Consider the following 24,005-nt stretch of genomic DNA (forward strand, 5'->3'; position numbering starts at 1 on the left):
CGCCTCAGAAGCGCGTCGGCAGGTGGGTCGGCAGGGACCGTCGGGGGCCCCGGCGGGGACGGTGGCCGGCGGTGGCGGTGATGACCCTCTGGGCGCGATAGCGCTGACCGGCATAGGGCTCGAGCAGCTCGGCCATGCGGGCGTCGTCGCCGACGACCCCGTCGAGCGCGAGCGTCACGTCCTTGGCGACGTGGTAGTCACCGAAGCTCGGTGAGTCGGCATCGCCGAGAGCACGCTGGGCGACCTCTGCGGCGGTCCAGACACCGATGCCGGGGAGCGAGCGCATCCGCGCGTGCGCCTGCTCCAGCGGCAGGTCGGCGCACTCGTCGAGCCGTCCGGCCACGCGCACCACGCCGACGGCGACACGTGACCGGGCACTGTCGACGCCGGCCCGCAGCCAGGCCCACGAGGGGATGCGGGCCCACTCGGCGGGCGTGGGCGGGCAGATCAGCCCGAGCTCCTCGCCGGGCCCCGGGGCGGGCGAGCCGTAGCGGCGCACGAGCTGGCGCTGGCTGCTGAAGGCCTCGCGCCCCGTGACCCGCTGCTCGAGCACGGAGCACACGAGCATCTGCACGACGAGGCCGTTGGCAGGGACCCGCCAGCCGCGCATCCGCGGCCACCCGCGGGCGACGAGCTCGTGGTGCGGGACGAAGGCCTCGGGGTCGTCGCGGCCGCCGACGAGGTCAGGGAGCCGGTCGAGCACCCAGTCGCCACCGTCTCCCCACGCCGAGGCGACGACATCGCTCCCTTCGGCCCTGAGGTGGAGGGTCACGGTGCCGGCCGGCGTGGTCCAGCCGAACCACCAGCCGTCGCGGGCGCGGTGGCTCGTCGGGTCCCCGGCACCACGGACGAAGGGGGGCAGCACCAGCCCGAGGTCGACGGGCACCGGCGGGCGGTGGCGCCGGGTGATGGGTGCGGAGGTCACGCCGTCGATTGTGCCGCCGTACGGTGACAGGCATGCGACCGACGGAGCACGTGCTCGACATGTTTGCGGTCCCGGGCGACATCGAGCCCCTCACCGGCGGGCAGGGCGGCAGCGTCCGCGCCGGCGACCTCGTGCTCTCCCCCGGGCGTGGGCCACGGGTCCAGGACCTGCTCAGCCCGGTGCTCGCCCGGCTGGCGGTCGACCTCGACATGCGCCCCGGGCGCGACCACCGCGACCTGCGGATCGCGATGCCGGTGCCCGCACGCGACGGCAGCTGGGTCGTCGACGGCTGGGCCGCCTCGCGCTTCGAGCCCGGGACCCGACAGCTCACCGACCTCGCCGCGACCCGGGCCGTCGGCGCCGTGCTGCACGCGGAGCTCGCCCGGGTCGTCACCTCCTGGCCGCCGGCGCAGGAGCCTCCGGTGGGGCGGTGGGCCGAGGCCGAGCGGGTGGCCTTCGGCGAGCGCCCGCTGCCTGCCGACGCCGTCGGGGCCGAGCGCGTCGACCTGCTCGCGCGTCTGGCCGCGGCACGCGACGACACCGACCTCGGGCCCGCGCAGCTCGTCCACGGCGACCTCGCCGGCAACATCCTGCTCGACCCGCGAGGCGCTCCCGTCGTCATCGACCTCGCCCCGTACTGGCGGCCGGCCCTGTGGGCCGAGGCGACGGCGGTGCTCGACGGAGTGGTGCGCGGGCACGCTGATCCTCTCGCCATGGACGCATGGGTCACCGGCCCGCGCAGGCAGGCGATGCTGCGGGCGGCGATCTTCCGCATCGTCAGCGACCGCCCGGCGGACCTCCGGGCCTACGAGGCGGCACTCGGGCCGCTGCTGGCGCGGATCCGGCCCTGAGGCCTCAGCGCCTGCGGAAGGTCAGCAGGATGAAGGTGTAGTCGAGGTCGATCCTCGCCCAGTGGACCGGTCGCTCGCTGTGCGCCAGCGTCGCCTCATCGATCGTGCCGACGAGCTCGAGGCCGTGGCGGTCGGCCATGGCCACGAGGTCACGGATCTCGTCCGGCGAGAAGATGTGGACCTGCGAGCCGTAGATCACCTTGCCCGTCGTGTCCGGCGGGTCCTGGTCGTAGTCCGTCGAGACGACGAGCACACCGCCGGGGCGCAGCAGGCGCGCCGACTCGGCGACGAAGCCCTCGAGCGGGACGCCGTGCTCGATGACCGACATGCAGGTGATGGCGTCGAGGTGCCCGGTCGGCAGGCCGGTGTCGGTGACGTCGCCGTAGCGGAAGACCACCCCGTCGCGGGTCACCTGCCGGCCGAACTCGAGGTTGATGCCGATGAGCGACCCGGGGGCGGCGCCGCAGCCGAAGAGGCGCAGCCACGGCAGCACCGATGAGTAACGGGCGCTGCCGGCGTCCATGACCCGCGCGCTGCGGGTGCCGTCGTCGACGAGGTCGAGCACGGCGGCGACGGCCCCGAGGGCGTCCCAGTTCTTCGGCAGATCGCGGTGGAGCGGCAGGCGGAGCCGGCGTGCCTCCTCGGTGGCGCGCCGCCACGTCGCCTCGTCGGTGAGCACGCCGGTCGGGGGCACGCTCGTGGGGACGGGGCGGGCCCCCTTCGTGCGGACCTCCAGGCGACGTTGGACGGCGACGCGGCCCCACAGCAGGTGCTCGGCACCCCGCTTGGCGAGGGCGAGCAGGCGGCCGCCGGGAGGAGCCGCGACCTGGCCGGTCGGCATCGGGTCGGTCATCAGCGATCTCCTTGCGGGGCGGCGCCCGGGCCGGCGGGCGAAGGGAGCAGGTCGTGCGTCTTCGCCCAGAGCCACCCGACGGCGGCCCAGACGACATCGGCCAGGACGGTGAGGAAGCGGGCCACGACGACGACCGCGGTCGCCGCCGAGACCGACATCGACGTGGCGAGCAGCAGGATCATCACGCCGTCGCGCACCCCCACGCCGGCCGGCACGACGATGCTGAACATGCCGATGCCGGCGGCGAGGAGATAGCCCGAGACGGCGACGAGCAGCAGGCGCGAGGCGTCGGCGTCGTCGGGTGCGAGGTTGCGTGCCATGACCCACACCGACAGCCCACCGACGAGCCAGGAGCTGGCGAACCACAGGCTCGACAGGCCGACGGCCGCGTGGGTGAGGTCGTGCTCGAGCGGGTCGCGGCGCAGCAGCCGCAGCATCGTGCGGATGCCGCGGTTGAGCACCGGCGGCCAGAGCAGCACCCCGAGCACGCCGATGATGAGCACGAGCGACCACCACGGCACGACCGCGTCCCCGCGGGTGAGCAGCACGGGCAGCGCCGGCAGCCCGAGGATCATGCCGGTGAGCGCGGAGAGGGCGATCGTCAGCAGCCCGACGACCGCCGTGCGCCGCCGCGGTACGCCCAGCCGGTGGGCCATGTCGGTCTGCACGACGACCGACCACACCGACCCGGGCAGGTACTTGCCGAGCTGCCCGACGAAGAAGACCCCGCTCGCGGGCGCGATGTGCAGACGGGACCCGAGGTCGGCGAGCAGCACCCGCCAGCCGAGCACGGTGACGAAGGGCGAGAGCATCGCGAGCGCGGTGGCGGCGAGGAGGGTCACCGGGCCGATCCGCCCGAGGTCACCGCGGACCTCCTCCCAGTTGGACCACAGGGCGGCCCCGACGGCGACGAGCACGAGGAAGAGGAAGCCGATGCGCAGCACGTCGAGGACACGCTTGCGCCGGGTCCGCCGCGGCCTCCCGGGCGCTCCCGCCCCGACCCGGCTCATCGGCGCCGCAGCGTGAGCCGGACGAGCGCGTGGGCGGCGTCGGGGTCGGCACTCACCCGCGAGGCGTGCCGCAGCCTCGCCGTGAGGTCGCCGTCGACGTCACCCACGAGCGCGAAGCCCGCGTCGGCCGCGCGGGCAACGACCGCCCGCAGGTCGGCCGCTCCCCCGATGACGTCCTCGCCGGTGCCGCCGACGGGGAGGGTGAGGCAGAGCAGCCCGCCGGACCGCAGGGCCCAGCCGGCCTGGGTGAGCGTCTCGTCGATGTCGGCGGCGGTCGCGTCGTCGGGGTGGAGCCGGGTGACGACGTCGAGCGTGGCGGTGTCGACGTCGAGCAGGGTCATCGACGAGCGGGCTCCGGTGAGCTCGACCTCGACCGGCACGTAGCCCGCGGCCCGGGCCCACCGGCCGAAGGGGGACCCGCTGCCGGAGGCGTCGATGATCAGTGCCTCACGCCGCCCGCCGTCGTCCTGCATCCCGACGAGCACCTCGAGCGCGCCGAGCGCCGCCCACTCGGCGAGCTCGTCACCGCCCCGGGGCAGCCCGAGGTCGCGCGCCAGCTCGCGGGCCCGCCGGGCCTCGTCGTCGTGGGCGAGGACGTCGGTGGCGCGCACCCACGCCGGGAAGTCGCTGCGGCTCAGCTCCAGCCGGGGGCGACGACGGTCACGGGCGAGGCGGGCGAGGGCGACGACGTCCTCGGCCCGGTCGGCGATCCGCCCGAGTCGCGACTGGCGGCGCGCCGGCGCGGCGAAGGTCGGGTCGGCCAGGACGTCGGGGGCGCTCAGCGCCTCGAGGGTGCCGACGTAGCGGGCCCATGGCGCGTGCAGGTCGGGCGGCGTGACGCCCCCGCGGATGCGCGCGACCTCGTCGGGGTCGACGAGCCGCTGGAGCACCTCGACGATCGCGTCCTCGTCCTCGGGTGGCACGAGGTAGCCGTCGACGCCGTCGCGCACCTGGTCGCCGAAGGTCCCCACGTCGGAGGCGAGCACGGCCAGCCCGTGCTGGTGGGCGAGCAGGACGTTCTGGCTCGCGGTCGCGCTGCGGTAGGTGAGCGAGAGCACGTCGTGCTGGGCGAGCAGGGGCGCGATGCGCTCGGCGGGGACGTAGCCGCTGTGGATCTCGACCCGGTCGCGCAGGCTGCGGTGCTCGGCGAGCCGTCGGATCTCGTCGCCGGCGTCGCCCCAGATCTCGCCGGCCACCGTGAGGGTCACGTCGGGCACCCGCAGCATCGCGCGCAGGAGCACGTCAATCCCCTTGTAGCCGCGCACGAGACCGAGGGCCAGGAGCCGGGCCGGGCCCCGGTGGTCCGGTCGCTCCGCGGGGTCGCCCCCGGGCAGGTGCGGCGGCAGGTCGGTGACGACGACGTGCTCGGCGTCGAGCTCGCGGGCCAGCCGCGACTGCTCGGCCGAGTGGACGACGACGGCGTCGACCCGGCGGAAGAAGGTGCGCATCAGGGCCGCGTCACCGGGGTGCGGCTCGTGCGGCAGGACGTTGTGGGCGATGACGACGCTGCGCGGCCCACGGCCGGTCATGGCCGTGCGGCCGACGCCGGCGGCCCGCAGCAGCGTCAGATGCAGGGGGACGACCGGTGGGATGACGTGGACGACGATGATGATGTCGACCTCGCGCAGCCTGCGCCCGGCGCGCACCAGCGAGTCGGGACGGGCCCAGGACAGCGCGCGGACGGTGCGGGGGAAGGGCGGGACGTCGGGGTCGCCGGAGCTCGGCACCGACTGCTCCCCCGGGTAGAAGAAGCTCGGGTAGAGGTGGCTCCAGGACACCAGGGTCACGTCGTGACCGGCCGCCTCGAGCTCGTGGGCGAGCGTCGTGGTGTGCGAGGCCACGCCGCCCTTGTAGGGGTGGGTCGGCCCGACGACCGCGATCTTCAACGTGGCGTCATCCATGTCGTGGGCAGCCTATGCGACGTCCGGCCGGCTCATCGGCCGACACGGCCGGTCCACACGGTGAGGTGAAGGGGGTCGAGTCGCTCCGGTCGGGTCTCCAGCACGTGCGGGTCCTCGGGGATCGTCGTGTCGAGCACCTCCTGCACGTCGCGGGCACCGATGTCGGTGAGGCTGGAGCGTTCGCGGTGTGCGACGAGGAGCACCCGGCCACCGCGCGCCCGGACCCGCTCGTCGAGCCGCTGCGCCGCCGCCCGCACCCGGTCCGGGTCGTCCCGCAGCCGCCCGGTCGTGGCGACGGCCGGCACACCGCACATGCCGCGGGTCACCTGGGTCCAGTGGTTGACCGCCCAGTCGTCGACGGCGAGGACGACGTCACCGGGCTCGAGGGCCCGGCAGTAGTCGGCCGCCGCGGCCAGTCCCCCGGCCTCGACCCGCTCCGCGCGGTGCGGCCAGGTCGCCAGCGCCGTCGGCACCGCCGTCACCGCGAGGAGCCCGGTGGCGACCACCCCGGCGGCGAGGGTGCCGTGGCGACGACGAACCCACCGTCCGGCCCATGCCGCGGCCGCGACGGCGAGCACGATGACGAGCGGCAGGGCGACGAGCAGTCGCCGGTCGGCCCACGGGTGGTCGGGCGTGATGCCCGGGCGCCACAGCGTGAGCAGGGTCGATCCGGTCGTCACGAAGAGCGCGGCACCCCACGACGGGACGGGTCCCCCCTTCGCCCACCAGGTGCCGAGCGCGCGCCAGAGGAGCGCCAGCGCGACGAGGGCGACGACCAGTGCGGCTGGCCCCACCCACCAGGCGAGCCATTCGACGGAGTGCTCGGCATAGGTGCGGCCGCCGTCGACCGGCAGGCCGAGCTTGGCCTGCATCCGGGCGACGTACATGGCTCCGGGGTCGCGAGGATCCTGCCGCACCGTCATCACCAGCGGTCGAAGGGAGAGCCCCACCCCGACGACGACCACGGCGACGGCGAGGGCGGCGGGCAGCCGCGACGCGAGCGCGGCGGGCAGGGACCAGCCGCGTCGCGAGCGCCGCAGCAGCCACCAGCAGACGAGCGACATGAGGACCACGAGAGCGACGAGCGGCACGAGGGAGGAGCCGATCTCGCCGAGGTAGCGCCAGCTCATGACCCCCGCGACGGCGAAGCCCGCCAGCGTGGTCGCCCCGGCGCCGACGAGCAGGCCGCGCGCCCAGCCGCGGCCACGGGCCAGCAGCAGGGCGGCGACCGGGATGAGCAGCATCGTCTCGCGCAGGGCGTCGATGCGCACGATCGAGGTGCCCCCGACGAGGGCGCCCGCGAGCAGCGCGGCGCCGGCCCAGGTGCCAGCACCCCCGCCCTCCGCGGGCCGGCGGTCCTCGGCGGCGCGCACGAGCAGGGTCAGGGCGAGGAAGCCGGCGGCGAGCGTCAGCCCGGCGAGGGGTTCGGAGTAGGTCGACCGGGCGGTGTGCAGCCACGGGAAGCAGGCACCCACGAGGACCGCCGCCGGCGCGGCCGCCCACGGCGAGACGGTGCGGGCGACGAGCAGGCCGATCGCCAGCAGCGCGAGCCCGCCGAGGGCCGCAGGGGCCCACAGCGTGGCCATCGCGCCCCCGGCCCACCAGGGCAGCGAGTAGACGAGCGCCGGTCCGGGCACGAACTGCGGCTGCACGACCGGCTCCTGCGGCGACCCGGTCTCGTAGAAGGCGGGCGCCTCGAGGGTCAGGCCCTCCTCGGCGAGGGTCTCGGGTCCGCCGATCGTCTCGGCGTCGATCGCCACCGGCCGCACGCCGTTCTCGGCGAGGTAGATCGTCGCCTGCAGATAGCTCGCCGAGTCGCGCCGAGGCAGCACCTGCTCGGAGTGCGTGAGGCCCGTCCAGGCGGTCACCGCGAGGACGCCCACGACGAGCGCCGCCGCCGGCACGGGACGAAGGGGGGTTCCCCCGGGCCGCGGGAGCCGTCCGGAGATGCGCCAGGCGAGTGCCGCCGCGATGACGGCGGTCAGCGCGCCGACGAGCGGCACCCAGGCGCCGACCCACGCGATGAGCGACCCGGCCAAGCCGAGGACGACGACCCACAGAGCCGCCGCGACCACGCATCGCTCGAGAGCCGGGGCGAGGTCACGCGGGGCGTGCGTCGACGGGTCCACGGCGGCCACGCTATCCGGCGGACGGACTCCCCTTCGTAGGGTGGAGGCATGCCCACCCCTGCCGAGGTCCTGACGACGATCAACCGCACCGACTCCGCCGCCCCGCGGGTCACCTGCTACGACGACCTGCCGGGGCCGACGACCGGCGAGCGGGTCGAGCTGTCCGGCCGCGTCCTCGGCACCTGGGTCAGCAAGGCGGCCAATGCCCTGCAGGAGGAGTGGGATCTCGAGCCCGGCTCCGTCGTCCGCCTCGCCCTGCGCCCCCACTGGCGGCTGCTCTACTGGGCCTGGGCCGTCTGGTCAGTCGGCGCGGTCGTCGACCTCGACGGTGGCGCGGGGGCCGACCTCGTCGTCACCGATGACCCCGAGCGGCTGCCCGACGACGGCCCCGCCGTCCTCGTCACCCGGGCCGCGCTGGCCCGACGGTCCGACCACGACCTGCCCGACGGGGTCATGGACGAGGCGGCCGACCTGTCGACCTTCGGCGACCTCTTCAGCCCGTGGGCCGAGCCCGAGGACGACGACGTCGCGCTGCGCCTGGCGGGCGAGGAGACCGGCTACGGCGAGCTCGTCGCCCTCGCGCGGGCCGGGGCCACGAGCCCGCCGGGCTCCCGGGTGCAGCTCGTCGACCCCTCCGCCGAGGCCCTGCTGCGCACCGCGCTGGCGGTGTGGGCCGACGGCGGCTCGCTCGTCGTGCACCTCGGCCAGACCGACGAGGCGACCCTCGACCGCCGGGCACGCACGGAGGGCGTCACCGCCTGAGCTGTGACGCCCTCCGTCGCGGGCCGTGCAGCCCCCGGACCCCTGCCCGGTCAGCCGCGGCGGGCGCGGACCTCGCGCTCCAGGGCCTGCCAGGTCACGGCACCGACATAGCCCGTGCGGGCCAGCCCGTGACGACCCTGCAGCGCACGCACCGCGTCCTGGGTCGCCGTGCCGAACTTCCCGTCGGCCTTGAGGCCGAGGTAGGTCTGCACGACCTGCACCGGGTAGCCGGTCGAACCCGGCTTGAGCACCGTGCGGCGGTAGGCGAGGAAGGGGTAGTCCCGGGCCTCGAGCGCCGTCCACGTGCGGTCGTCGACGATGCCCGTCGCGGACAGCCCGGCCGAGCGCTGGAAGCTGCGCACCGCCTTGGCGGTACCGCTGCCGAAGGCGCCGTCCACGGCGACGCCCCCGAGGGCACGCTGCAGCACCTTGACGGTCGCACCGCGCGCGCCGTTCGCCAGGACCGTCGAGCGCACCTTGTCGAACTCGGTCTTGGTGACGACGACGGCGCTCGACGGGGGCGCCGGCGCCTTGGGCGAGGCCACCGGCGGGTGGTCGTGCTCGGGCTTCGGCTTGGGCTTGGTGCCGTTCTTGACGTACGGCACGCCGGCGAGCGCCTTCCACACGTTCTGCGTGACGAAGCCGTCGACCCGCAGCTGCTTCTCCTCTTGGAAGGCACGCACCGCCTTGTCCGTCGCGGGGCCGAAGGTGCCGTCGACCGAGATCTTCAGCGTGCGCTGGAGCGCCTTGACCGCCTCGCCGGTCGAGCCGAGACGCACCGAGGTCTTCATGTGCTTGGCCAGGTCGCCGCCCTGGTCGTCGCCGCGGGCAGGGATCTCGCCGAGCAGGACCATGCGGTTCCACGTCGCCTCGTCGAGGACACCGGTGGCCGGGACGCCGTTCTTGCGCTGCCACGAGATGAGAGCCGACTTCGTCGCCGGACCGAAGGCGCCGTCTGCGGTGACGCCGATGACCTTCTGCGCCAGCTGCACGTCCGGGCCGGAGGCCCCCTGCCGCAGCGTGGGGTAGGAGTCCGGGTCCGGGATCGGCACCGAGGGCCCACCGGGAGTGGTGGTCACGCCGGTCCACGCCTTGCCCGTCCACCACGACGTGCGCTGCATCGCGCCGTCCCAGCTGAAGGAGAAGTGGATGTGGTCGGTGTGCGGGCTGACGCCGTTGTAGGGGCGCCAGCCGGCGCTCATGTTGTAGGTGCCCCAGATCTGGCGGTTCCAGATGATGTACATGATCCCGAAGCGGCGCGCCATCGCCGCGGGCCGGCCCTCGGAGTCGGGGGCGAGCAGCCAGCTGATGACCCCGTCGGCGACGGCGCGCTCGTGCGGGTCGTAGGCATTGAGCATCCAGTCCAGGGCGCGACCCTCGGAGTGCTCGGTCAGCCCGTAGTTGCAGGCCCGCGAGATGCCGTAGTTGAACTCGCTGTAGTGGTTGGCCATGAGTCGGGCGAAGGCCGTGACGCCCGGCTTCGGGTCGGGGTCGCACACCGACTGCGGGATGTAGGGCGAGGCGACGTCCAGCTCCTTGGGCAGGTTCCGGTTCGTCGGCGGCTCGGGGACGGCGCTGGGCCGAGCGGCGGCGGTGCTGGCGATGGGCAGGGTGAAGGCCGGGATGAGAGCAGCACCGACCAGGCGGACGGAACGTGACACGCAGGAGCTCCTTGGGTGGGACGCGGGCAGGGGAACCCGATCAGGGGTCGGCCTCCCCGTCCCGTCACACCAGTCACAGTGCTCCCAGACATCAAGGCCAGTCACTCTTATTCCACGAGTCACACAGAACACGCCAGACCCATTGGGGTAATTACGTCCCTGTGGTTCACCAGCGGTTCCGGCCCTGTCGCGAGGACGCGACCCGCGCGCAGGTGGCGAGTCACCCCCTTCGTCCCGGGGAGGCATGTGGCGGGGGCACACCGGTGCACCGTCGACGACCGTCTACCGTGGCCGTCATGGACAAGGTCGTCTCCTCATCTGCCGAGGCCGTCGCGGACATCCCCGACGGCGCCACCCTGGCGGTGGGCGGCTTCGGGCTCTGCGGGATCCCGAGCGTGCTCATCGCCGAGCTGCAGTCGACGGGGGTGCGTGACCTGGAGTGCATCTCCAACAACTGCGGCGTCGACGACTGGGGTCTGGGCCTGCTGCTCGCCGGCGGCCAGATCCGGCGGATGGTCTCCTCCTACGTCGGGGAGAACAAGGAGTTCGCCCGCCAGTACCTCTCCGGCGAGCTCGAGGTCGAGCTGACGCCGCAGGGCACCCTCGCGGAGAAGCTGCGTGCCGGCGGCGCCGGCATCGCCGGCTTCTGGACCCGCACGGGCGTCGGCACGCAGATCGCCGACGGCGGCCTGCCGTGGCGCTACGACGACGCCGGCAACATCGCGGTCGCCTCCCCCGCCAAGGAGACGCGCACCTTCGCCGTCGCCTCCCGCCAGCCCGACGGCACGACGGTGACCGAGGACCACGAGTTCGTCCTCGAGGAGGCCATCGCCACCGACTTCGCGCTCGTGCGCGCGTGGAGGGGCGACCGGCACGGCAACCTCGTCTTCCGCACCACCTCCCGCAACTTCAACCCCCTGTGCGCCATGGCCGGCCGCGTGACGATCGCCGAGGTCGAGGAGCTCGTCGAGCCCGGCGACCTCGACCCCGACGCGATCCACCTGCCGGGCATCTACGTCCAGCGCGTCGTCCCGCTCACCCCCGAGCAGGCCGCCGACAAGCGCATCGAGAAGCGCACCGTCACCCCCACGACCGACTCGACGAAGGCAGGTGCCTGACATGGCGCTCACCCGTGAGCAGATGGCCGCCCGCGCGGCCGCGGAGCTGACCGACGGCGACTACGTCAACCTGGGCATCGGCCTGCCGACCCTCGTGCCCAACTACGTGCCCGACGACGTCGAGATCGTCCTGCAGTCGGAGAACGGCATCCTCGGTGTGGGCGCCTACCCGCTCGACGAGGACGTCGACGCCGACCTGATCAACGCCGGCAAGGAGACGGTCACCCTGCGCAAGGGCGCCTCGATCTTCGACTCGGCCACGAGCTTCGGCATGATCCGCGGCGGCAAGGTCGACGCGGCCATCCTCGGCGCGATGCAGGTCGCGGCCAACGGCGACATCGCCAACTGGATGATCCCCGGCAAGATGGTCAAGGGCATGGGTGGCGCCATGGACCTCGTCCACGGCGCGAAGAAGGTCATCGTCCTCATGGAGCACGTCGCCAAGGACGGCTCGCACAAGATCGTGCAGGAGTGCGCCCTGCCCCTGACGGGCAAGGGCGTGGTCCAGCGGATCATCACCGACCTGGCCGTCATCGACGTCACCCCCGACGGGCTCGTCCTGCGCGAGCTCGCTCCCGGCGTCACCACCGAAGAGGTCGTCGACAAGACCGGTGCCGAGCTGACCGTCGACCTCGTCTGAGGAGCCGGTTCAGGCCCGACGGACCTTGGTCAGGCTCGCGGAGCTGACCCGGGTCGTCGGGCCGAGCGCCCGAACGGCCGGCCATTGCGGGCTGCGCTGCACGAGAGAGGTCACCGACCCCGGGGCGCTCGTCGTGACGACGAGCACGGGCGCGCGCTGCCCGGCGGCGATGGCCGGGTCGCTCGTGCGGCCCCCGCCCGTGCGGGCCAGCACGACCCGGGTGCCGGTGTAGCTGTTGCGGAAGTAGTCGGCGAGCTGGGCCGAGACGAGCGAGGAGCTCGACCCGGAGAAGCGCATGGTCCGGAAGCCGCTGGCAACCAGGTCGCTCGCGACGGCGGAGGGGACCCGCGTCGTCGGGCCGATGAGCCGCACGGTGCGCACGCCGGCGCGCGTCAGGGCGGCCTTGGACCGCCAGCCGACCCGCGTCGAGCCCGCCCACACGATCGGCTCACGCCGCGGCCCGGCGACGGCGGCGAAGGCACCGGCCTCGGGGACGCTCGCCTGGGTCGAGGCCGCGGCCACGGTGACCGGGCCCTGCTGACGCATGAGGTCGACCACGGCGGCACCCGTGGCGTCCTTGTCGGACAGGCCGACCCGGGTCACGGCGATCCCGCGGGCCCGCAGCTGGTCGACGACGCTCGAGGTGACCATCGGCGACCCGGCGACGACGTAGGCCCGCGTCACCTGCGAGCCGCGACGGTCCAGCTCGCGCACGGTCGCCCCGGTGAGCTGGTTGCGCCCGCTGAGCAGCAGCGGGGCTCCCAGCGAGCCGGCCAGCGGCCGGGCCATGACGAGGTGCGCCACGTCGCTCTCGTAGCTGCTGGCGATGACGACGCTCCGCGCCGAGACCGGGACGCTGCTGCGCGCGACCTCTGCCGCGAGATCGGCGGCGCTGGCACCGGCGGTCCGGGAGATCGGCCGCTGGGTGGCGGCGGACGACAGGCCGAGCGCCCGCCGCATGGCGTCGCCACCCATGCTGCGGGTGGCACCCGTCGACGAGGTCGCCACCGCGGTGCGCACGGTGCCCGCGGAGGTGCGGTCGGAGAGGTTGAGCGCGGCGACGTCGGGCAGACCGAAGGCGCTGGCCAGCTTGGTGCCGGTGACCGTCGTCGTCCAGCTGCGCCGGGGGTTGTCGGCCGAGGTGCTCCACGGGTCGGAGACGCTGCGCAGGTAGGGCACCGGCTCCCCGAGGAAGACATCCTCGTTGTTGACCGTGCGGCCGCTCGACGACGAGGAGTACAGCGCCTCGATGATCTGCCCGCCGTAGCGCGGGACGTAGCCCGTCGTGCTGCTGCCGCCCGCGGCGACGGCGGCCCGCCACTGCGGCCAGGCGCTCGCCTCGGCCCCCTCGGGCACCGGCCCGTAGACCTGGTCGCTGATGCTGTCGTGGACGTGGCAGGCGCACGCGGACCGCACGCCGGCGGAGACCTTGCGCAGGGCGTAGCTGCGAGCGGCCGCGGCCTGGGCCTCGAGCGCGGCGCCCGGCCAGCTCCACGGCACCTCGCGGATCTGGTCGAGGTACTCGTCGGCCAGACGCAGGTGGAGCACGCCCTGCAGGGTCGCGGCGCCCGGGGTCGGCGTGATGACGAAGGGGGCGTGCCGGTACCTCTTCGCGCCGAGGCCGAGATCGGTGCGGGACTCGTCCCAGGTCACCTGGACCGACGAGCCGCTGACCGAGGTCGGCGAGCACCCGCTGCACGAGGCGACGACGGAGGATCCGCTGCGGCGCAGGGTGAGGGTCTGGCCGGCGCCCGTCGTCAGGGTGCGCCCGCCGCCGACGACGGTGAGCCGCCCGCCGTTGGTGCCGGTCGCGCGCCCGCTGACGCTCGTCGTCGTGGCACCGGAGACGATGTTGACCCGGATCGTCTGGGTGTCGGGCACCTGGTCGTAGGTCGTGCCGGTGTAGTAGCTCGCGAGGATCTGCTGGGCGCTGCGCCCGGCCTTGGCCTGGGCGAGTGCACCGTACTGGCTCATGCCCACGCCGTGCCCGAAGCCGCTGCCGGAGAAGGACCACGAGGCGGGGACCGCGGCGGCGGCGGTGGTCGTCGTCGGCGCCGCACCGGCCCGGTCCGTGTCGGCACCGGCGGCACCGACCCCGACGAGGGTCATCGCGAGCGCGCTCGTCATGGCGACGAGGGCACGCAGGCCTCGACGGGGCACCACCCTGATCATGTGGGTGATTGTCCTCCCGTCAGGCCCCATCGGGAAGGCCCTGGGAGAGGTGTGAGGGACTCGTGAGGAAGCCGACGCCCCACGACCAGTGCATCGTCGCGATCGCGGCGGGGACGCGCACGCGCACGGCCGGGTCCTCCCCCTTGGAGATGAGCCATCCGCCCGCCGTGACGGCCGCGGCGTACCCGGTGGGCACGAGCAGGGCCGGGCGCCAGGCGAGGCCCAGTGCCGTCGCCGCGAGCGTCCCGACGACCATCGTCGGCGGGGCGAGGTAGCGGGCATTGGCCGTGCCCGGGTGCCGGCGGGCGACGACCCGGCGCCACCGGCCGTAGTTGAAGTACTGGTCGGCGAGCCGGCCCAGCGTCGAGCGCGGCCGGTAGGTGACGACGAGGTCGGGGGTGAACCACACCCGGCCCCCGGACTCGCGGATGCGGTGGTTCATCTCCCAGTCCTGCGCCCGCTCGAAGTGCGGGTCGTAGCCACCGACGCGCTCCAGGGCCGAGCGGCGGAAGACCCCGAGGTAGACCGTGTCGGCCTCGCCGGCGCCGCCACCGGTGTGGAAGCGGGCACCACCGACGCCCAGGGGGCTCTTCATCGCGCAGGCGATGGCCCGCTCGAGCGGGCTGACCCCGACGGCGTCCATGATCCCGCCGACGTTGTCGGCGCCGGTCTCCTCGAGGGCCGCGACGGCTCGGCTGAGGTAGTCGACGGGGATCTCGGCGTGGGCGTCGACGCGGGCCACGATGTCACCGGTCGAGGCGCCGATGGCGGCGTTGAGGGCGTCCGGGGTCCGCCCGGAGGGGTTGGGCACGGTGCGCACCCGGGGGTCCGCGGCCGCCAGGTCGGCGGCGACGGCGTCGGTGCGGTCGTGCGAGGGGCCGAGCGCGAGGACGACCTCGAGCTCACCGGGCCAGTCCTGGCCGAGGACCATCCGGACCGAGTCGGCGAGGTGGCGTTCCTCGTTGAGGACGGGCATGACGACGCTGACTCGGGGGGACACGCGCTCCAGTATGAACGTCGTCACCGTCGCCTCATCTCGGACTCGCCGCTCTCGTCCGGCGACCTGCCAGCCTTTGCTCTTATCCTCGTCGGCATGCCTGAACGCCCCCACCGCCCACGTCGGCCCTCCGACGACCGCTCCGCAGGTCGTCGGGGCGACGACGACGCGATGACCTTCGACGTGCGTCGCGGCCGTGCCGACGACGAGAGCGCGCGGGCCATCCCGACCGGCCGTCGACAGGCACCACGCCGCGCCCCCGCAACCGCCGGCGAGCGGCCGACGCGGCCCCGTCCGGCGGCGTCTCGCCCCCGACAGCCCACCGAGGAGCCCCGGACCCGGGTCATGCCCGCTGGGACTCCCCCTTCGCGCCCGTCGCCCGATCGCCCACGTCGCCCCTCCGCGGGTGACGGTGGACCCCGCCGCCCGGCAGGCGGTGGGGGCGGCCCCCGCCGGCCTGCAGACCGCCCCGTCGGCACCGGAGGACCGAAGGGGGGAGGTCGCCGCAACCCGCTGCGCACCGTGGGCATCTGCCTGCTCGTCCTCGCCCTGCTCTGGGGCGGCGGGATGATCTGGGCGGTCAACAGCGCCTGGTCCAATGTCGCCAAGGTCGACGCGACCCCCGAGGGCGAGCGCCCCGACAGCGAGGGCCGCAACGTCCTGCTCGTCGGCAGCGACTCCCGTGAGGGCCTGACCGACGAGCAGCGTCGGGAGTTCGGGACCGGCTCCGACACCGGCGGGGCTCGCACCGACTCGATCCTCGTGCTGCACACCGGCGGCGGGAAGTCCACGCTGCTGTCGATCCCTCGCGACTCCTACGTCGAGATCCCGGGCAACGGCATGAACAAGATCAATGCCGCCTTCAGCATCGGCGGGCCCAAGCTGCTCAGCCAGACCATCGAGCACAACACCGGGCTGAAGATGGACGGCTACATGGAGATCGGCTTCGGCGGCTTCGCGCAGGTCGTCGACGCGGTCGGCGGGGTCAACATCTGCGTCAAGAACGACATGGACGACCCCAAGGCGCACATCGACCTCAAGAAGGGCTGCCAGGACATGGACGGCAAGACCGCCCTGGGCTACGTGCGCGCCCGCTACTCCGACCCCGAGGGCGATCTCGGTCGCGCCAAGCGCCAGCGCCAGTTCCTCGGTGCGCTCATGGGCAAGGTCGTCACCCCGAGCACCATGCTCCAGCCGTGGAAGATCCACTCCCTCGGCAAGGACAGCGAGGGCGCCCTCACCGTCGGCGAGGACGACTCGATGATCGGCACGGCACGGGCCTTCTGGGCCTTCCGCAGCATCGCCAAGGGCGACGGCAACTCGGTGACCGTGCCGGTGTCCAGCAACAACCTACCGACGCCGGTGGGCTCGGCCGTCCAGTGGGACGAGACGCAGGCACCCAAGCTCTTCGAGGACCTCAAGGCGGACCGGCCGATCACCGTCGAGCCCGACGACAGCTGACCGCTCAGTCGCTCACGAGCAGCACGACGAGGGTGCGCGGGCCGTGCACGCCCTCGACCCGGTCGAGCTCGATGTCGCTCGTCGCGCTGGGTCCACTGATCCAGGTCTGCGGGCGCAGCGGGTCGAGGCGACGCACGGCGTGCGGCACGTCGGGGACGACCTGGCCGGCGCGGACGATGACGACGTGCCGATCGGGCAGCAGGGTGAGCGCCCGCCGCCCCTGCCCGGTGCCGTGGTCGAGCACGACCGTGCCGGTCGCGGCGATGCCGACCGCGCAGGTCGTGACGACGCTGTCGAAGTCCTCGAGCTCGTGGTCACCGACGTCGCCCGTGGAGACGGCGGCTGCGCCGAGGCGCTCGACGACGGCGTCGTGGACCGCGTCGGGCACCCCCTCGGGCACGAGGACCCGCTCGCTCTCGCGCAGGGCGGTGAGCACGTGGACCGGCACCTCGTGGGGGCGGCAGCGCACGACGGTGGCCCGGTAGTCCGACACGAGCTCGGCGAAGCGGTCGAGCATCTGCCCGGGATCGGCGGGCGGCAGCGTCGGCTGCGGCTCGGGCGCCGCGCCCGACTCGGCGCCACGGACCGCCTCGCGGACCGCGGCCAGGATCTCCTCACGCGCGCTGCTCATCGCGACCTCCCCTTCCACCACTGCCGGAACGACTGCCGGGGCGGGACGGGCAGGTCCCTCGCCTCGGTCCACTTGTGCCCGATCGATGGCAACCAGCCGAGCACGGCTCTTCCGGAGGCGTTGTCGCGTCGGCTCACCCGGTCGAGGACCCGGCCCGCGAGCCCGCTGGCGCGCTGGCCGAGCGAGAGGCGACGGGCGTCCGACAGGGCCCAGGCGGCCGCCTTCATCGCGGCGGCCTCGGGCGCGGGGACGCGGTCCTCGCGGTGCGCGTCGACGACCTGCGAGCGCAGGTCGACGAGCACGCTCGGGATGTCGATCTTGACCGGGCAGACCTCGTAGCAGGCCCCGCACAGGCTCGAGGCGAAGGGGAGGGAGTCCACCTGGTCGCTCTCGCCGACCCCCTTGAGCAGGGGGTTGAGGATCGCGCCGATGGGGCCCGGGTAGACCGAGCCGTAGGCGTGGCCGCCGGTGCGCTCGTAGACGGGGCAGATGTTGAGGCAGGCGGAGCAGCGGATGCACCGCAGCGCCTGCCGGCCGACCTCGTCCGCCAGGGCGCGGGAGCGGCCGTTGTCGAGCAGGACGACGTGGCACTCCTGCGGGCCGTCACCCTCGGTGACACCGGACCACGTCGAGGTGTAGGGGTTCATCCGCTCCCCCGTGCTCGAGCGCGGGAGCAGCTGGAGGAAGACGTCGAGGTCGTCCCAGGTGGGCACGACCTTTTCGATCCCGACGACGCTCACGAGGACCTCGGGCAGCGTGAGGCACATGCGGCCGTTGCCCTCGGACTCGACGACGACGAGCGACCCCGTCTCGGCGACGGCGAAGTTGGCCCCGGAGACGGCGACCTTGGCCCGCAGGAACTTCTCCCGCAGGTGCAGGCGGCTCGCCTCGGCCAAGGCCGCCGGGTCGTCCGTCAGGTCGTCGGGGGCGGGCCGCCCGACCTGGCCCATCTCGCGGGTGAAGATGTCGCGGATCTCGGTGCGGTTGCGGTGGATCGCGGGCACGAGGATGTGGCTCGGCAGGTCGTGCCCGAGCTGGACGATGAGCTCGGCGAGGTCGGTCTCCCAGGCGGAGATGCCTCGCCGCTCGAGGGCCTCGTTGAGCTCGATCTCCTGGGTGGCCATCGACTTGACCTTGACGACCTCGTCGACGCCGTGGCCGGCCGCGATGTCACCGACGATCTGGCAGGCCTCGTCGGCGGTGCGCGCCCAGTGGACGGTGACGCCGCGCGCGGTCAGCTGATTCTCGAGCCGCACGAGGTGCTCGTCGAGCCCGTGGAGCGCCCGGTCCTTGAGGCTGGCGGCGCGGGTGCGCAGACCCTCCCAGTCGTCGAGCTCGCCGATGACCCCGGCGCGCTTGTCCCGGATCGTGTGGGTGGCGTTGTGGAGGTTGCGGCGCAGCTGGTCGTCGGCCAGGGCGTCGACGGCCGCCTCGGGGAAGGGCGGCATGCCGAGGAAGGTGGCGTTGCTCATGCCGGCACCTCCTCGGTCGCGGCGAGGACCTCGGCGAGGTGCATGGTCCGCACGCCGGAGCCCTGGCGCGAGAGGATTCCGCCGATCTGCATGAGGCACGAGGAGTCGCCGGCGACGAGGACCTCGGCACCCGACGCGACCGCGTGCGCCGCCTTGTCCTGCCCCATCGCGGCGGAGACGTCGGCGTTCTTGACCGCGAAGGTCCCGCCGAAACCACAGCACTCCCGCTCCTGCGGCAGGTCCACCAGCTCGAGGCCACGGACCGCCTCGAGCAGGCGGCGGGGCCGGTCGCCCACCCCGAGCATGCGCAGGGAGTGGCACGTCGGGTGGTAGGCGACCGCGTGCGGGAACGAGGCGCCGACGTCGGTCACCCCGAGCACGTCGACGAGGAACTCGGACAGCTCGTAGGCACGCGGGCCGTGGCGGTCGACGGCCGCGACGAGGTCGGCGTCGCCGGAGCGGCGGGCGATGATGCCGTGCTGGTGGCGGACGGAGCCGGCGCACGATCCCGAAGGGAGGACGACGGCCTCGTGGTCGGCGAAGGTCTGCGCGTACGAGCGCACGACCGGCTCGGCCTCGTCGAAGTAGCCGGTGTTGATCATCGGCTGGCCGCAGCAGGTCTGCGCCGGCGGCACGTCGACCTCCACCCCCAGCCGCTCGAGCAGTCGGACGGTGGCCTGCGCGACGTCGGGGAACATCGTGTCCCCGATGCACGTGGCCATGAGGGCGACTCTCATGCTGCTGCCTCCTCGACGGTGGTGCCGGTGCCATCTGCAGGCTATGCCACGGACCCGTCCCGGTGACGCCCATCACACGCCGGATACGCTCGGCCCATGGACAACACGCTGCAGAGGATCGGGGTCGTCGGGTGCGGCCTCATGGGTGCCGGAATCGCCGAGGTCTGTGCCCGGGCGGGCTCGGACGTCGTCGTCGTCGAGTCGAGCCAGGAGCGCGCCGACGCCGGTCGCGGACGGCTGGAGAAGTCACTGCGCCGCGCGCAGGAGCGCGGCCGGCTCGAGAGTGCCGACGCGGTCCTCGAGCGGATCCGGGTGGTCACCGAGCTCACCGAGCTCGCCGACCGCGACATGGTCGTCGAGGCGATCGTCGAGGACGAGGGCGCCAAGGTCGACCTCTTCAAGCAGCTCGACGAGATCGTCGAGTCGCCGGACGCGATCCTCGCCTCCAACACCAGCTCGATCCCGATCATGAAGCTGGCGACCGTCACCAAGCGTCCGGCGAACGTCCTGGGCGTCCACTTCTTCAACCCCGTGCCGGTCCTCAAGCTTGTCGAGCTCGTCCCGTCGCTGATGACGGCCGACGAGACGGTCGAGCGGGCCCGCAGCTACGTCGACGGCGAGCTCGGCAAGCACGCCATCACCTGCCAGGACCGCGCCGGCTTCGTCGTCAACAGCCTGCTCATCCCCTTCATCCTCAGCGCGATCCGCATGTACGAGTCGGGCTTCGCGACCGCCGAGGACATCGACCAGGGCTTCGTCCTGGGCGCGGCCCACCCGCAGGGCCCGCTCGCCCTCGCCGACCTCATCGGCCTGGACACGACGATGGCCGTCGCCCAGTCGCTCTACGAGGAGTTCAAGGAGCCGCTCTACGCTCCCCCGCCGCTGCTCGCCCGCATGGTCGACGCCAACCTCCTCGGCCGCAAGGCCGGTCGCGGGTTCTACACCTACGACGGCTGAGCTCACCCGTCACTCGATTCTCGGGTCACCCGGAAAACCTCCCCTTCGCAAGGGTTTGAAACCCTTGCGAAGGGGAGGTTTCTCGTGCTGAGTCCGACGCGGGTCAGCGCGCGGTGGGCAGACCCTTGAGCAGCTGGCGCGCCATGACGACCCGCTGGACCTGGTTGGTGCCCTCGTAGATCTGGGTGATCTTGGCGTCACGCATCATCCGCTCGAGCGGGAAGTCGCGCGTGTAGCCGGCGCCCCCGAGGAGCTGGACCGCATCGGTCGTCACCTTCATCGCGACGTCGGAGGCGAAGCACTTTGCCGCGGCACCGAAGAAGGACAGGTCGGCGTCGTGGCGCTCGGACTTGGCCGCGGCGACGTAGACCATCTGGCGCGCGGCCTCGAGCTCCATCGCCATGTCGGCGAGCATGAACTGGATGCCCTGGAAGTCGGCGATGTGCTTGCCGAACTGCTGGCGCTCCTTGACGTAGGCCAGCGCCTCGTCGAGGGCGCCCTGGGCGATGCCCACGGCCTGCGCGCCGATCGTCACACGGGTGTGGTCGAGGGTGCGCAGGGCGATCTTCAGGCCCTCGCCCTCGGCGCCGACGATGCGGTCGCCGGGGATGCGGCAGTTGTCGAAGTGCAGCTCTCGCGTCGGGCTGCCCTTGATGCCGAGCTTGCGCTCCTTCTCCGAGAAGCCGAAGCCCTCGTCGGACTTCTCGACGACGAAGGCCGAGATGTTGTTGCCGCGCGGACCGTCGGGGTCGGTGACCGCCAGGACGGGTGTAGAGCTCGGACTCACCGGCATTGGTGATCCATGCCTTCTGGCCGTTGAGGACCCAGTCGTCGCCGTCCTTGGTGGCCTTGCACTTCATGCCCGCCGTGTCGGACCCGGCCTCGCGCTCGGAGAGTCCGTAGCTGAAGCCCTCCCCCTTCGCCAGGCGCGGCATGTACCGGGCGTTGATCTCCTCGGACCCGCCGAGGATCACCGGCATCGAGCCGAGCTTGTTGACGGCCGGGATGAGCGAGGACGACGCGCAGACGCGCGCGACCTCCTCGATGATGATGCACACGGCGAGGGCGTCGGCACCGACGCCGCCGTGCTCCTCGGCCACGTGGGCCGCGTGGAAGTCCGAGGCGATGAGGGCCTGGTTGGCCTCGCTCGGGAAGCGGGACTCCTCGTCCACCTCGGCGGCGAAGGGCTTGATCTTCGCCTCCGCGACGGCGCGGACGGCCTCACGGATCGCCTCGTGGTCCTCGGAGGTACGGAACATGTCGAAGTCGGGGTTCGCGCTCACGGCCGTGATGCTACCGGCCGCCGCCTCGCCCTTGCACAGGTGTTCAACGACAAGACGCACGCCCACGGTCTGTCGCCTGCTCACACCACGTCGACGCCAGCCACGATCAGGCGCAGGTCGAGTGGAGCCGACCGGACCAACCGGAGCCGACCCGAAGCTGGCCGGATCCAGCCGGACGAGACTCAGCTGTCGGTGCCGAAGAGGTCTCGGGTGTAGACCTTGTCGGCGACGTCCGCGAGGTCGGCGGTCTGCCGGTTGGCGATGATGACGTCGGCGACGGCCTTGAACTCCTCGAGGTCGCGGTAGACCTTCGACCCGAAGAACTCGTCCTCGTCGAGCGCCGGCTCGAAGATGACGACCTGCACGCCCTTGCCCTTCAGGCGCTTCATGATGCCTTGGATCGAGGAGGCCCGGAAGTTGTCCGACCCGGCCTTCATGATCAGGCGGTGGACGCCGACGACCTTGGGCTGGCGGCGCAGGATGTCCTCGGCGACGAAGTCCTTGCGGGTGCGGTTGGAGTCCACGACGGCCTGCATGAGGTTCTGCGGGACGTCCTGGTAGTTGGCCAGCAGCTGCTTGGTGTCCTTGGGCAGGCAGTAGCCGCCGTAGCCGAAGGACGGGTTGTTGTAGTGCGTGCCGATGCGCGGGTCGTGGCCGACGCCGTCGATGATCTGGCGGGTGTTGAGCCCGTGCGTGGCCGCGAAGGTGTCGAGCTCGTTGAAGTAGGCGACGCGCATCGCGAGGTAGGTGTTGGCGAAGAGCTTGATCGCCTCGGCCTCGGTGGAGTCGGTGAGCAGCACCGGCACGTCGGTGTCCTCGGCGCCCTGTACGAGCAGGTCGGCGAAGCGGCGGGCGCGGTCGCTGACCTCGCCGACGACGATCCGGCTGGGGTGGAGGTTGTCCTGCAGGGCCTTGCCCTCGCGCAGGAACTCGGGGCTGAAGATGAGGTTGTCCGTGCCGAGCTTGTCGCGCAGCCCGCTGGTGAAGCCGACGGGGATCGTGGACTTGACGACCATGACGGCGTCGGGGTTGATCTCCATGACGTCGCGCGCGACGCCCTCGACCGAGCTGGTGTTGAAGTAGTTGGTGTCCGGGTCGTAGTCGGTCGGCGTCGCGATGACGACGAAGTCGGCCCCCGCGTAGGCGGTCTGCTTGTCCAGCGTGAAGGTCAGGTCCAGGTCACGGTGGGCGAGGAAGTGGATGATCTCCTCGTCCTGGATCGGGCTCGTGCCGGCACCCAGCATCTCGACGCGGCGAGCGTCGATGTCGAAGCCGACCACCTCGTTGTGCTGGGCCAGCAGGACGGCCATGGACAGGCCGACGTATCCGGTCCCGACGACGGCGATCTTGGTAGTCACGTGCTTCCTCACTGCTCGGGTCTGGGGTGGGCTCCCCGGCGCATTATGGCCGACGAAGACGGACATTCCGTGACAAGGCGTGGCGTGGGCCGTTGATTCCCCGGCCACGGGGGCGTTGGATGGTCTCCATGAGCCTGACGCACAAGAACGACACCGAGACCATGCGGCGCCTCATCGCCGACCCCGGCACGTGGGTCGTCGTCGGACTGAGCAACAACACCGAGCGCGACGCGCACCGCGTGGCTCGCTGGCTCAAGTACGAGATGCACAAGGCGATCATCCCGGTGCACCACGAGGCCGAGGTCGTCGACGGCGATCAGGGCTACGCCACCATCTCCGACATCCCTGACGGCGACGTCAAGGTCATCGACCTCTTCGTCAACAGCGGCGAGGTCGGCGCGCTCGTCGACGAGGCCATCGCCCACAAGGACCGCCTGAAGATCGACGCGATCTGGATGCAGCTCGGCGTCGAGGACCCGGCCGCGGCCGACCGCGCCAAGGAGGCCGGCCTGCAGGTCGTCATGAACACCTGCCCCAAGATCGAGTGGCGCCAGCTGCGCAACGAGGGCGCCGCGCGCTGAGCTCAGCCGCCGGCGACGCGCTGGCGCAGCCGCTCCCCCTTCGCGTGGGCCTGCGCCGACAGGTCCTCGGCAAACCGGGCCAGCTCCTGACGCAGCCGCTGCGGCTCCTCCCCCTCGCCGGCGGCGAGGATGCGCACGGCCATCAGGCCGGCATTGCGCGCTCCCCCGACGGCCATGGTCGCGACGGGGATGCCGGCGGGCATCTGCACGATCGACAGCAGCGAGTCCATGCCGTCCAGGTGCTTCAGCGGCACAGGCACGCCCACGACCGGCAGGGGCGTCACCGAGGCGAGCATGCCGGGCAGGTGCGCGGCGCCGCCGGCACCGGCGATGATCACCCGCAGGCCCCTCCCTTCGGCCTGCTGCCCGTACTCGACCATCTCGGTGGGCATGCGGTGCGCGGAGACGACGTCGGCCTCGAAGGCGATGCCGAACTCCTCGAGCACGTCGGCGGCCGCCTCCATCGTCGGCCAGTCGCTGTCGCTGCCCATGACGAGCCCGACACG

20 protein-coding genes and 1 pseudogene are annotated in these 24,005 nt (G+C 72.9%); 7 read left to right on the forward strand and 14 right to left on the reverse strand.

The annotated features are described in order from the left end of the window. Positions 1-4: 4 nt before the first annotated feature. Positions 5-925: a DNA-3-methyladenine glycosylase gene (locus H7A72_RS11420; RefSeq protein WP_185220595.1), complete on the reverse strand. Its 921-nt coding sequence runs from the start codon at positions 923-925 to the stop codon at positions 5-7. A 32-nt stretch (positions 926-957) separates the two neighbouring features. On the opposite strand from H7A72_RS11420, the gene H7A72_RS11425 reads away from it, so the two are divergent. Further along, positions 958-1,776, forward strand: coding sequence for an aminoglycoside phosphotransferase (locus H7A72_RS11425; protein WP_185220596.1), 819 nt, complete (start codon positions 958-960; stop codon positions 1,774-1,776). A gap of 4 nt (positions 1,777-1,780) precedes the next feature. Here H7A72_RS11425 and H7A72_RS11430 read toward each other — a convergent pair whose 3' ends face one another. From H7A72_RS11430 to H7A72_RS11445, 4 genes are read right to left on the reverse strand one after another with little or no spacing between them, the layout of a single operon-like run. Next, complete coding sequence (locus H7A72_RS11430; protein WP_185220597.1) at positions 1,781-2,629, reverse strand: methyltransferase domain-containing protein; 849 nt, start codon at positions 2,627-2,629, stop codon at positions 1,781-1,783. Then, positions 2,629-3,639 (reverse strand): lysylphosphatidylglycerol synthase domain-containing protein, encoded by a 1,011-nt coding sequence (locus H7A72_RS11435; protein ID WP_185220598.1) that lies wholly within the window; start codon positions 3,637-3,639, stop codon positions 2,629-2,631. The genes H7A72_RS11430 and H7A72_RS11435 overlap by 1 nt, the downstream gene beginning before the upstream one ends. Further along, entirely contained in the window at positions 3,636-5,540 is a 1,905-nt protein-coding gene (locus tag H7A72_RS11440; protein ID WP_185220599.1) for a glycosyltransferase family 4 protein, read from the reverse strand. The genes H7A72_RS11435 and H7A72_RS11440 overlap by 4 nt, the downstream gene beginning before the upstream one ends. A gap of 32 nt (positions 5,541-5,572) precedes the next feature. Then, positions 5,573-7,669: a PDZ domain-containing protein gene (locus H7A72_RS11445; protein WP_185220600.1), complete on the reverse strand. Its 2,097-nt coding sequence runs from the start codon at positions 7,667-7,669 to the stop codon at positions 5,573-5,575. Positions 7,670-7,717: 48 nt separating this feature from the next. Here H7A72_RS11445 and H7A72_RS11450 point away from each other — a divergent pair, with 48 nt between their 5' ends. Next, entirely contained in the window at positions 7,718-8,431 is a 714-nt protein-coding gene (locus H7A72_RS11450; protein WP_084450345.1) for a TIGR03089 family protein, read from the forward strand. A gap of 50 nt (positions 8,432-8,481) precedes the next feature. Here the strand turns inward: H7A72_RS11450 and H7A72_RS11455 are convergent, their stop codons facing one another. Next, on the reverse strand, positions 8,482-10,092 hold the full coding sequence (locus tag H7A72_RS11455; RefSeq protein ID WP_072625182.1) for a peptidoglycan-binding protein: 1,611 nt from the start codon (positions 10,090-10,092) through the stop codon (positions 8,482-8,484). Between the two features lie 296 nt (positions 10,093-10,388). Here H7A72_RS11455 and H7A72_RS11460 point away from each other — a divergent pair, with 296 nt between their 5' ends. Next, a complete protein-coding gene (locus tag H7A72_RS11460; protein ID WP_185220601.1) occupies positions 10,389-11,210 on the forward strand; it encodes a CoA transferase subunit A in 822 nt (273 codons plus the stop codon). A 1-nt stretch (position 11,211) separates the two neighbouring features. Continuing rightward, positions 11,212-11,850, forward strand: a complete 639-nt coding sequence (locus H7A72_RS11465; protein WP_084450343.1) for a CoA transferase subunit B — start codon at positions 11,212-11,214, stop codon at positions 11,848-11,850. Between the two features lie 9 nt (positions 11,851-11,859). Here the strand turns inward: H7A72_RS11465 and H7A72_RS11470 are convergent, their stop codons facing one another. Continuing rightward, positions 11,860-14,022 (reverse strand): SpoIID/LytB domain-containing protein, encoded by a 2,163-nt coding sequence (locus H7A72_RS11470; protein WP_185220602.1) that lies wholly within the window; start codon positions 14,020-14,022, stop codon positions 11,860-11,862. Between the two features lie 19 nt (positions 14,023-14,041). Then, entirely contained in the window at positions 14,042-15,022 is a 981-nt protein-coding gene (locus H7A72_RS11475; RefSeq protein WP_223277616.1) for a glycosyltransferase family 2 protein, read from the reverse strand. A gap of 93 nt (positions 15,023-15,115) precedes the next feature. On the opposite strand from H7A72_RS11475, the gene H7A72_RS11480 reads away from it, so the two are divergent. Beyond that, a complete protein-coding gene (locus H7A72_RS11480; protein ID WP_223277617.1) occupies positions 15,116-16,480 on the forward strand; it encodes an LCP family protein in 1,365 nt (454 codons plus the stop codon). Between the two features lie 4 nt (positions 16,481-16,484). Here H7A72_RS11480 and H7A72_RS11485 read toward each other — a convergent pair whose 3' ends face one another. From H7A72_RS11485 to H7A72_RS11495, 3 genes are read right to left on the reverse strand one after another with little or no spacing between them, the layout of a single operon-like run. After that, positions 16,485-17,111, reverse strand: coding sequence for an LUD domain-containing protein (locus H7A72_RS11485; RefSeq protein ID WP_185220603.1), 627 nt, complete (start codon positions 17,109-17,111; stop codon positions 16,485-16,487). Then, positions 17,108-18,583 carry a LutB/LldF family L-lactate oxidation iron-sulfur protein gene (locus tag H7A72_RS11490; RefSeq protein WP_185220604.1) on the reverse strand — a complete coding sequence of 492 codons (1,476 nt, stop codon included), beginning with the start codon at positions 18,581-18,583 and terminating at the stop codon, positions 17,108-17,110. Before H7A72_RS11490 ends, H7A72_RS11485 begins: the two co-directional genes overlap by 4 nt. Continuing rightward, on the reverse strand, positions 18,580-19,320 hold the full coding sequence (locus tag H7A72_RS11495; protein ID WP_072625187.1) for a (Fe-S)-binding protein: 741 nt from the start codon (positions 19,318-19,320) through the stop codon (positions 18,580-18,582). Before H7A72_RS11495 ends, H7A72_RS11490 begins: the two co-directional genes overlap by 4 nt. 96 nt (positions 19,321-19,416) lie before the next feature. On the opposite strand from H7A72_RS11495, the gene H7A72_RS11500 reads away from it, so the two are divergent. Beyond that, positions 19,417-20,277 (forward strand): 3-hydroxybutyryl-CoA dehydrogenase, encoded by an 861-nt coding sequence (locus H7A72_RS11500; protein WP_185220605.1) that lies wholly within the window; start codon positions 19,417-19,419, stop codon positions 20,275-20,277. 103 nt (positions 20,278-20,380) lie between these two features. On the opposite strand, the pseudogene H7A72_RS11505 reads toward H7A72_RS11500, so the two are convergent. Together H7A72_RS11505 and H7A72_RS11510 are read right to left on the reverse strand one after the other, a co-directional pair. Then, positions 20,381-21,536, reverse strand: a pseudogene (locus tag H7A72_RS11505) (acyl-CoA dehydrogenase family protein). Between the two features lie 206 nt (positions 21,537-21,742). Beyond that, the gene (locus H7A72_RS11510) at positions 21,743-22,918 is read right to left on the reverse strand and encodes a nucleotide sugar dehydrogenase (RefSeq protein WP_223277618.1); all 1,176 of its coding nucleotides are present in this window, start codon (positions 22,916-22,918) and stop codon (positions 21,743-21,745) included. Positions 22,919-23,046: 128 nt separating this feature from the next. On the opposite strand from H7A72_RS11510, the gene H7A72_RS11515 reads away from it, so the two are divergent. Then, positions 23,047-23,499 carry a CoA-binding protein gene (locus H7A72_RS11515; protein ID WP_072626292.1) on the forward strand — a complete coding sequence of 151 codons (453 nt, stop codon included), beginning with the start codon at positions 23,047-23,049 and terminating at the stop codon, positions 23,497-23,499. Between the two features lie 2 nt (positions 23,500-23,501). Here the strand turns inward: H7A72_RS11515 and purE are convergent, their stop codons facing one another. Then, entirely contained in the window at positions 23,502-23,990 is a 489-nt protein-coding gene (gene purE, locus H7A72_RS11520) for a 5-(carboxyamino)imidazole ribonucleotide mutase (protein WP_185222375.1), read from the reverse strand. Positions 23,991-24,005: the final 15 nt, after the last annotated feature.

The sequence above is a fragment of the Janibacter sp. YB324 genome, from assembly GCF_014217915.1.
In the GTDB taxonomy this organism is placed as follows: Bacteria; Actinomycetota; Actinomycetes; order Actinomycetales; family Dermatophilaceae; genus Janibacter; species Janibacter indicus.

Bases quoted from the DNA above. Each gene is read 5' to 3' on its own strand.
- H7A72_RS11425 (WP_185220596.1), top strand. From the start codon at position 958: ATGCGACCGACGGAGCACGTGCTCGACATGTTTGCGGTCCCGGGCGAC.
- H7A72_RS11430 (WP_185220597.1), bottom strand. From the start codon at position 2,629: ATGACCGACCCGATGCCGACCGGCCAGGTCGCGGCTCCTCCCGGCGGC.
- H7A72_RS11435 (WP_185220598.1), bottom strand. From the start codon at position 3,639: ATGAGCCGGGTCGGGGCGGGAGCGCCCGGGAGGCCGCGGCGGACCCGG.
- H7A72_RS11440 (WP_185220599.1), bottom strand. From the start codon at position 5,540: ATGGATGACGCCACGTTGAAGATCGCGGTCGTCGGGCCGACCCACCCC.
- H7A72_RS11450 (WP_084450345.1), top strand. From the start codon at position 7,718: ATGCCCACCCCTGCCGAGGTCCTGACGACGATCAACCGCACCGACTCC.
- H7A72_RS11460 (WP_185220601.1), top strand. From the start codon at position 10,389: ATGGACAAGGTCGTCTCCTCATCTGCCGAGGCCGTCGCGGACATCCCC.
- H7A72_RS11465 (WP_084450343.1), top strand. From the start codon at position 11,212: ATGGCGCTCACCCGTGAGCAGATGGCCGCCCGCGCGGCCGCGGAGCTG.
- H7A72_RS11470 (WP_185220602.1), bottom strand. From the start codon at position 14,022: ATGATCAGGGTGGTGCCCCGTCGAGGCCTGCGTGCCCTCGTCGCCATG.
- H7A72_RS11480 (WP_223277617.1), top strand. From the start codon at position 15,116: ATGCCTGAACGCCCCCACCGCCCACGTCGGCCCTCCGACGACCGCTCC.
- H7A72_RS11485 (WP_185220603.1), bottom strand. From the start codon at position 17,111: ATGAGCAGCGCGCGTGAGGAGATCCTGGCCGCGGTCCGCGAGGCGGTC.
- H7A72_RS11490 (WP_185220604.1), bottom strand. From the start codon at position 18,583: ATGAGCAACGCCACCTTCCTCGGCATGCCGCCCTTCCCCGAGGCGGCC.
- H7A72_RS11495 (WP_072625187.1), bottom strand. From the start codon at position 19,320: ATGAGAGTCGCCCTCATGGCCACGTGCATCGGGGACACGATGTTCCCC.
- H7A72_RS11500 (WP_185220605.1), top strand. From the start codon at position 19,417: ATGGACAACACGCTGCAGAGGATCGGGGTCGTCGGGTGCGGCCTCATG.
- H7A72_RS11515 (WP_072626292.1), top strand. From the start codon at position 23,047: ATGAGCCTGACGCACAAGAACGACACCGAGACCATGCGGCGCCTCATC.
- purE (WP_185222375.1), bottom strand. From the start codon at position 23,990: ATGGGCAGCGACAGCGACTGGCCGACGATGGAGGCGGCCGCCGACGTG.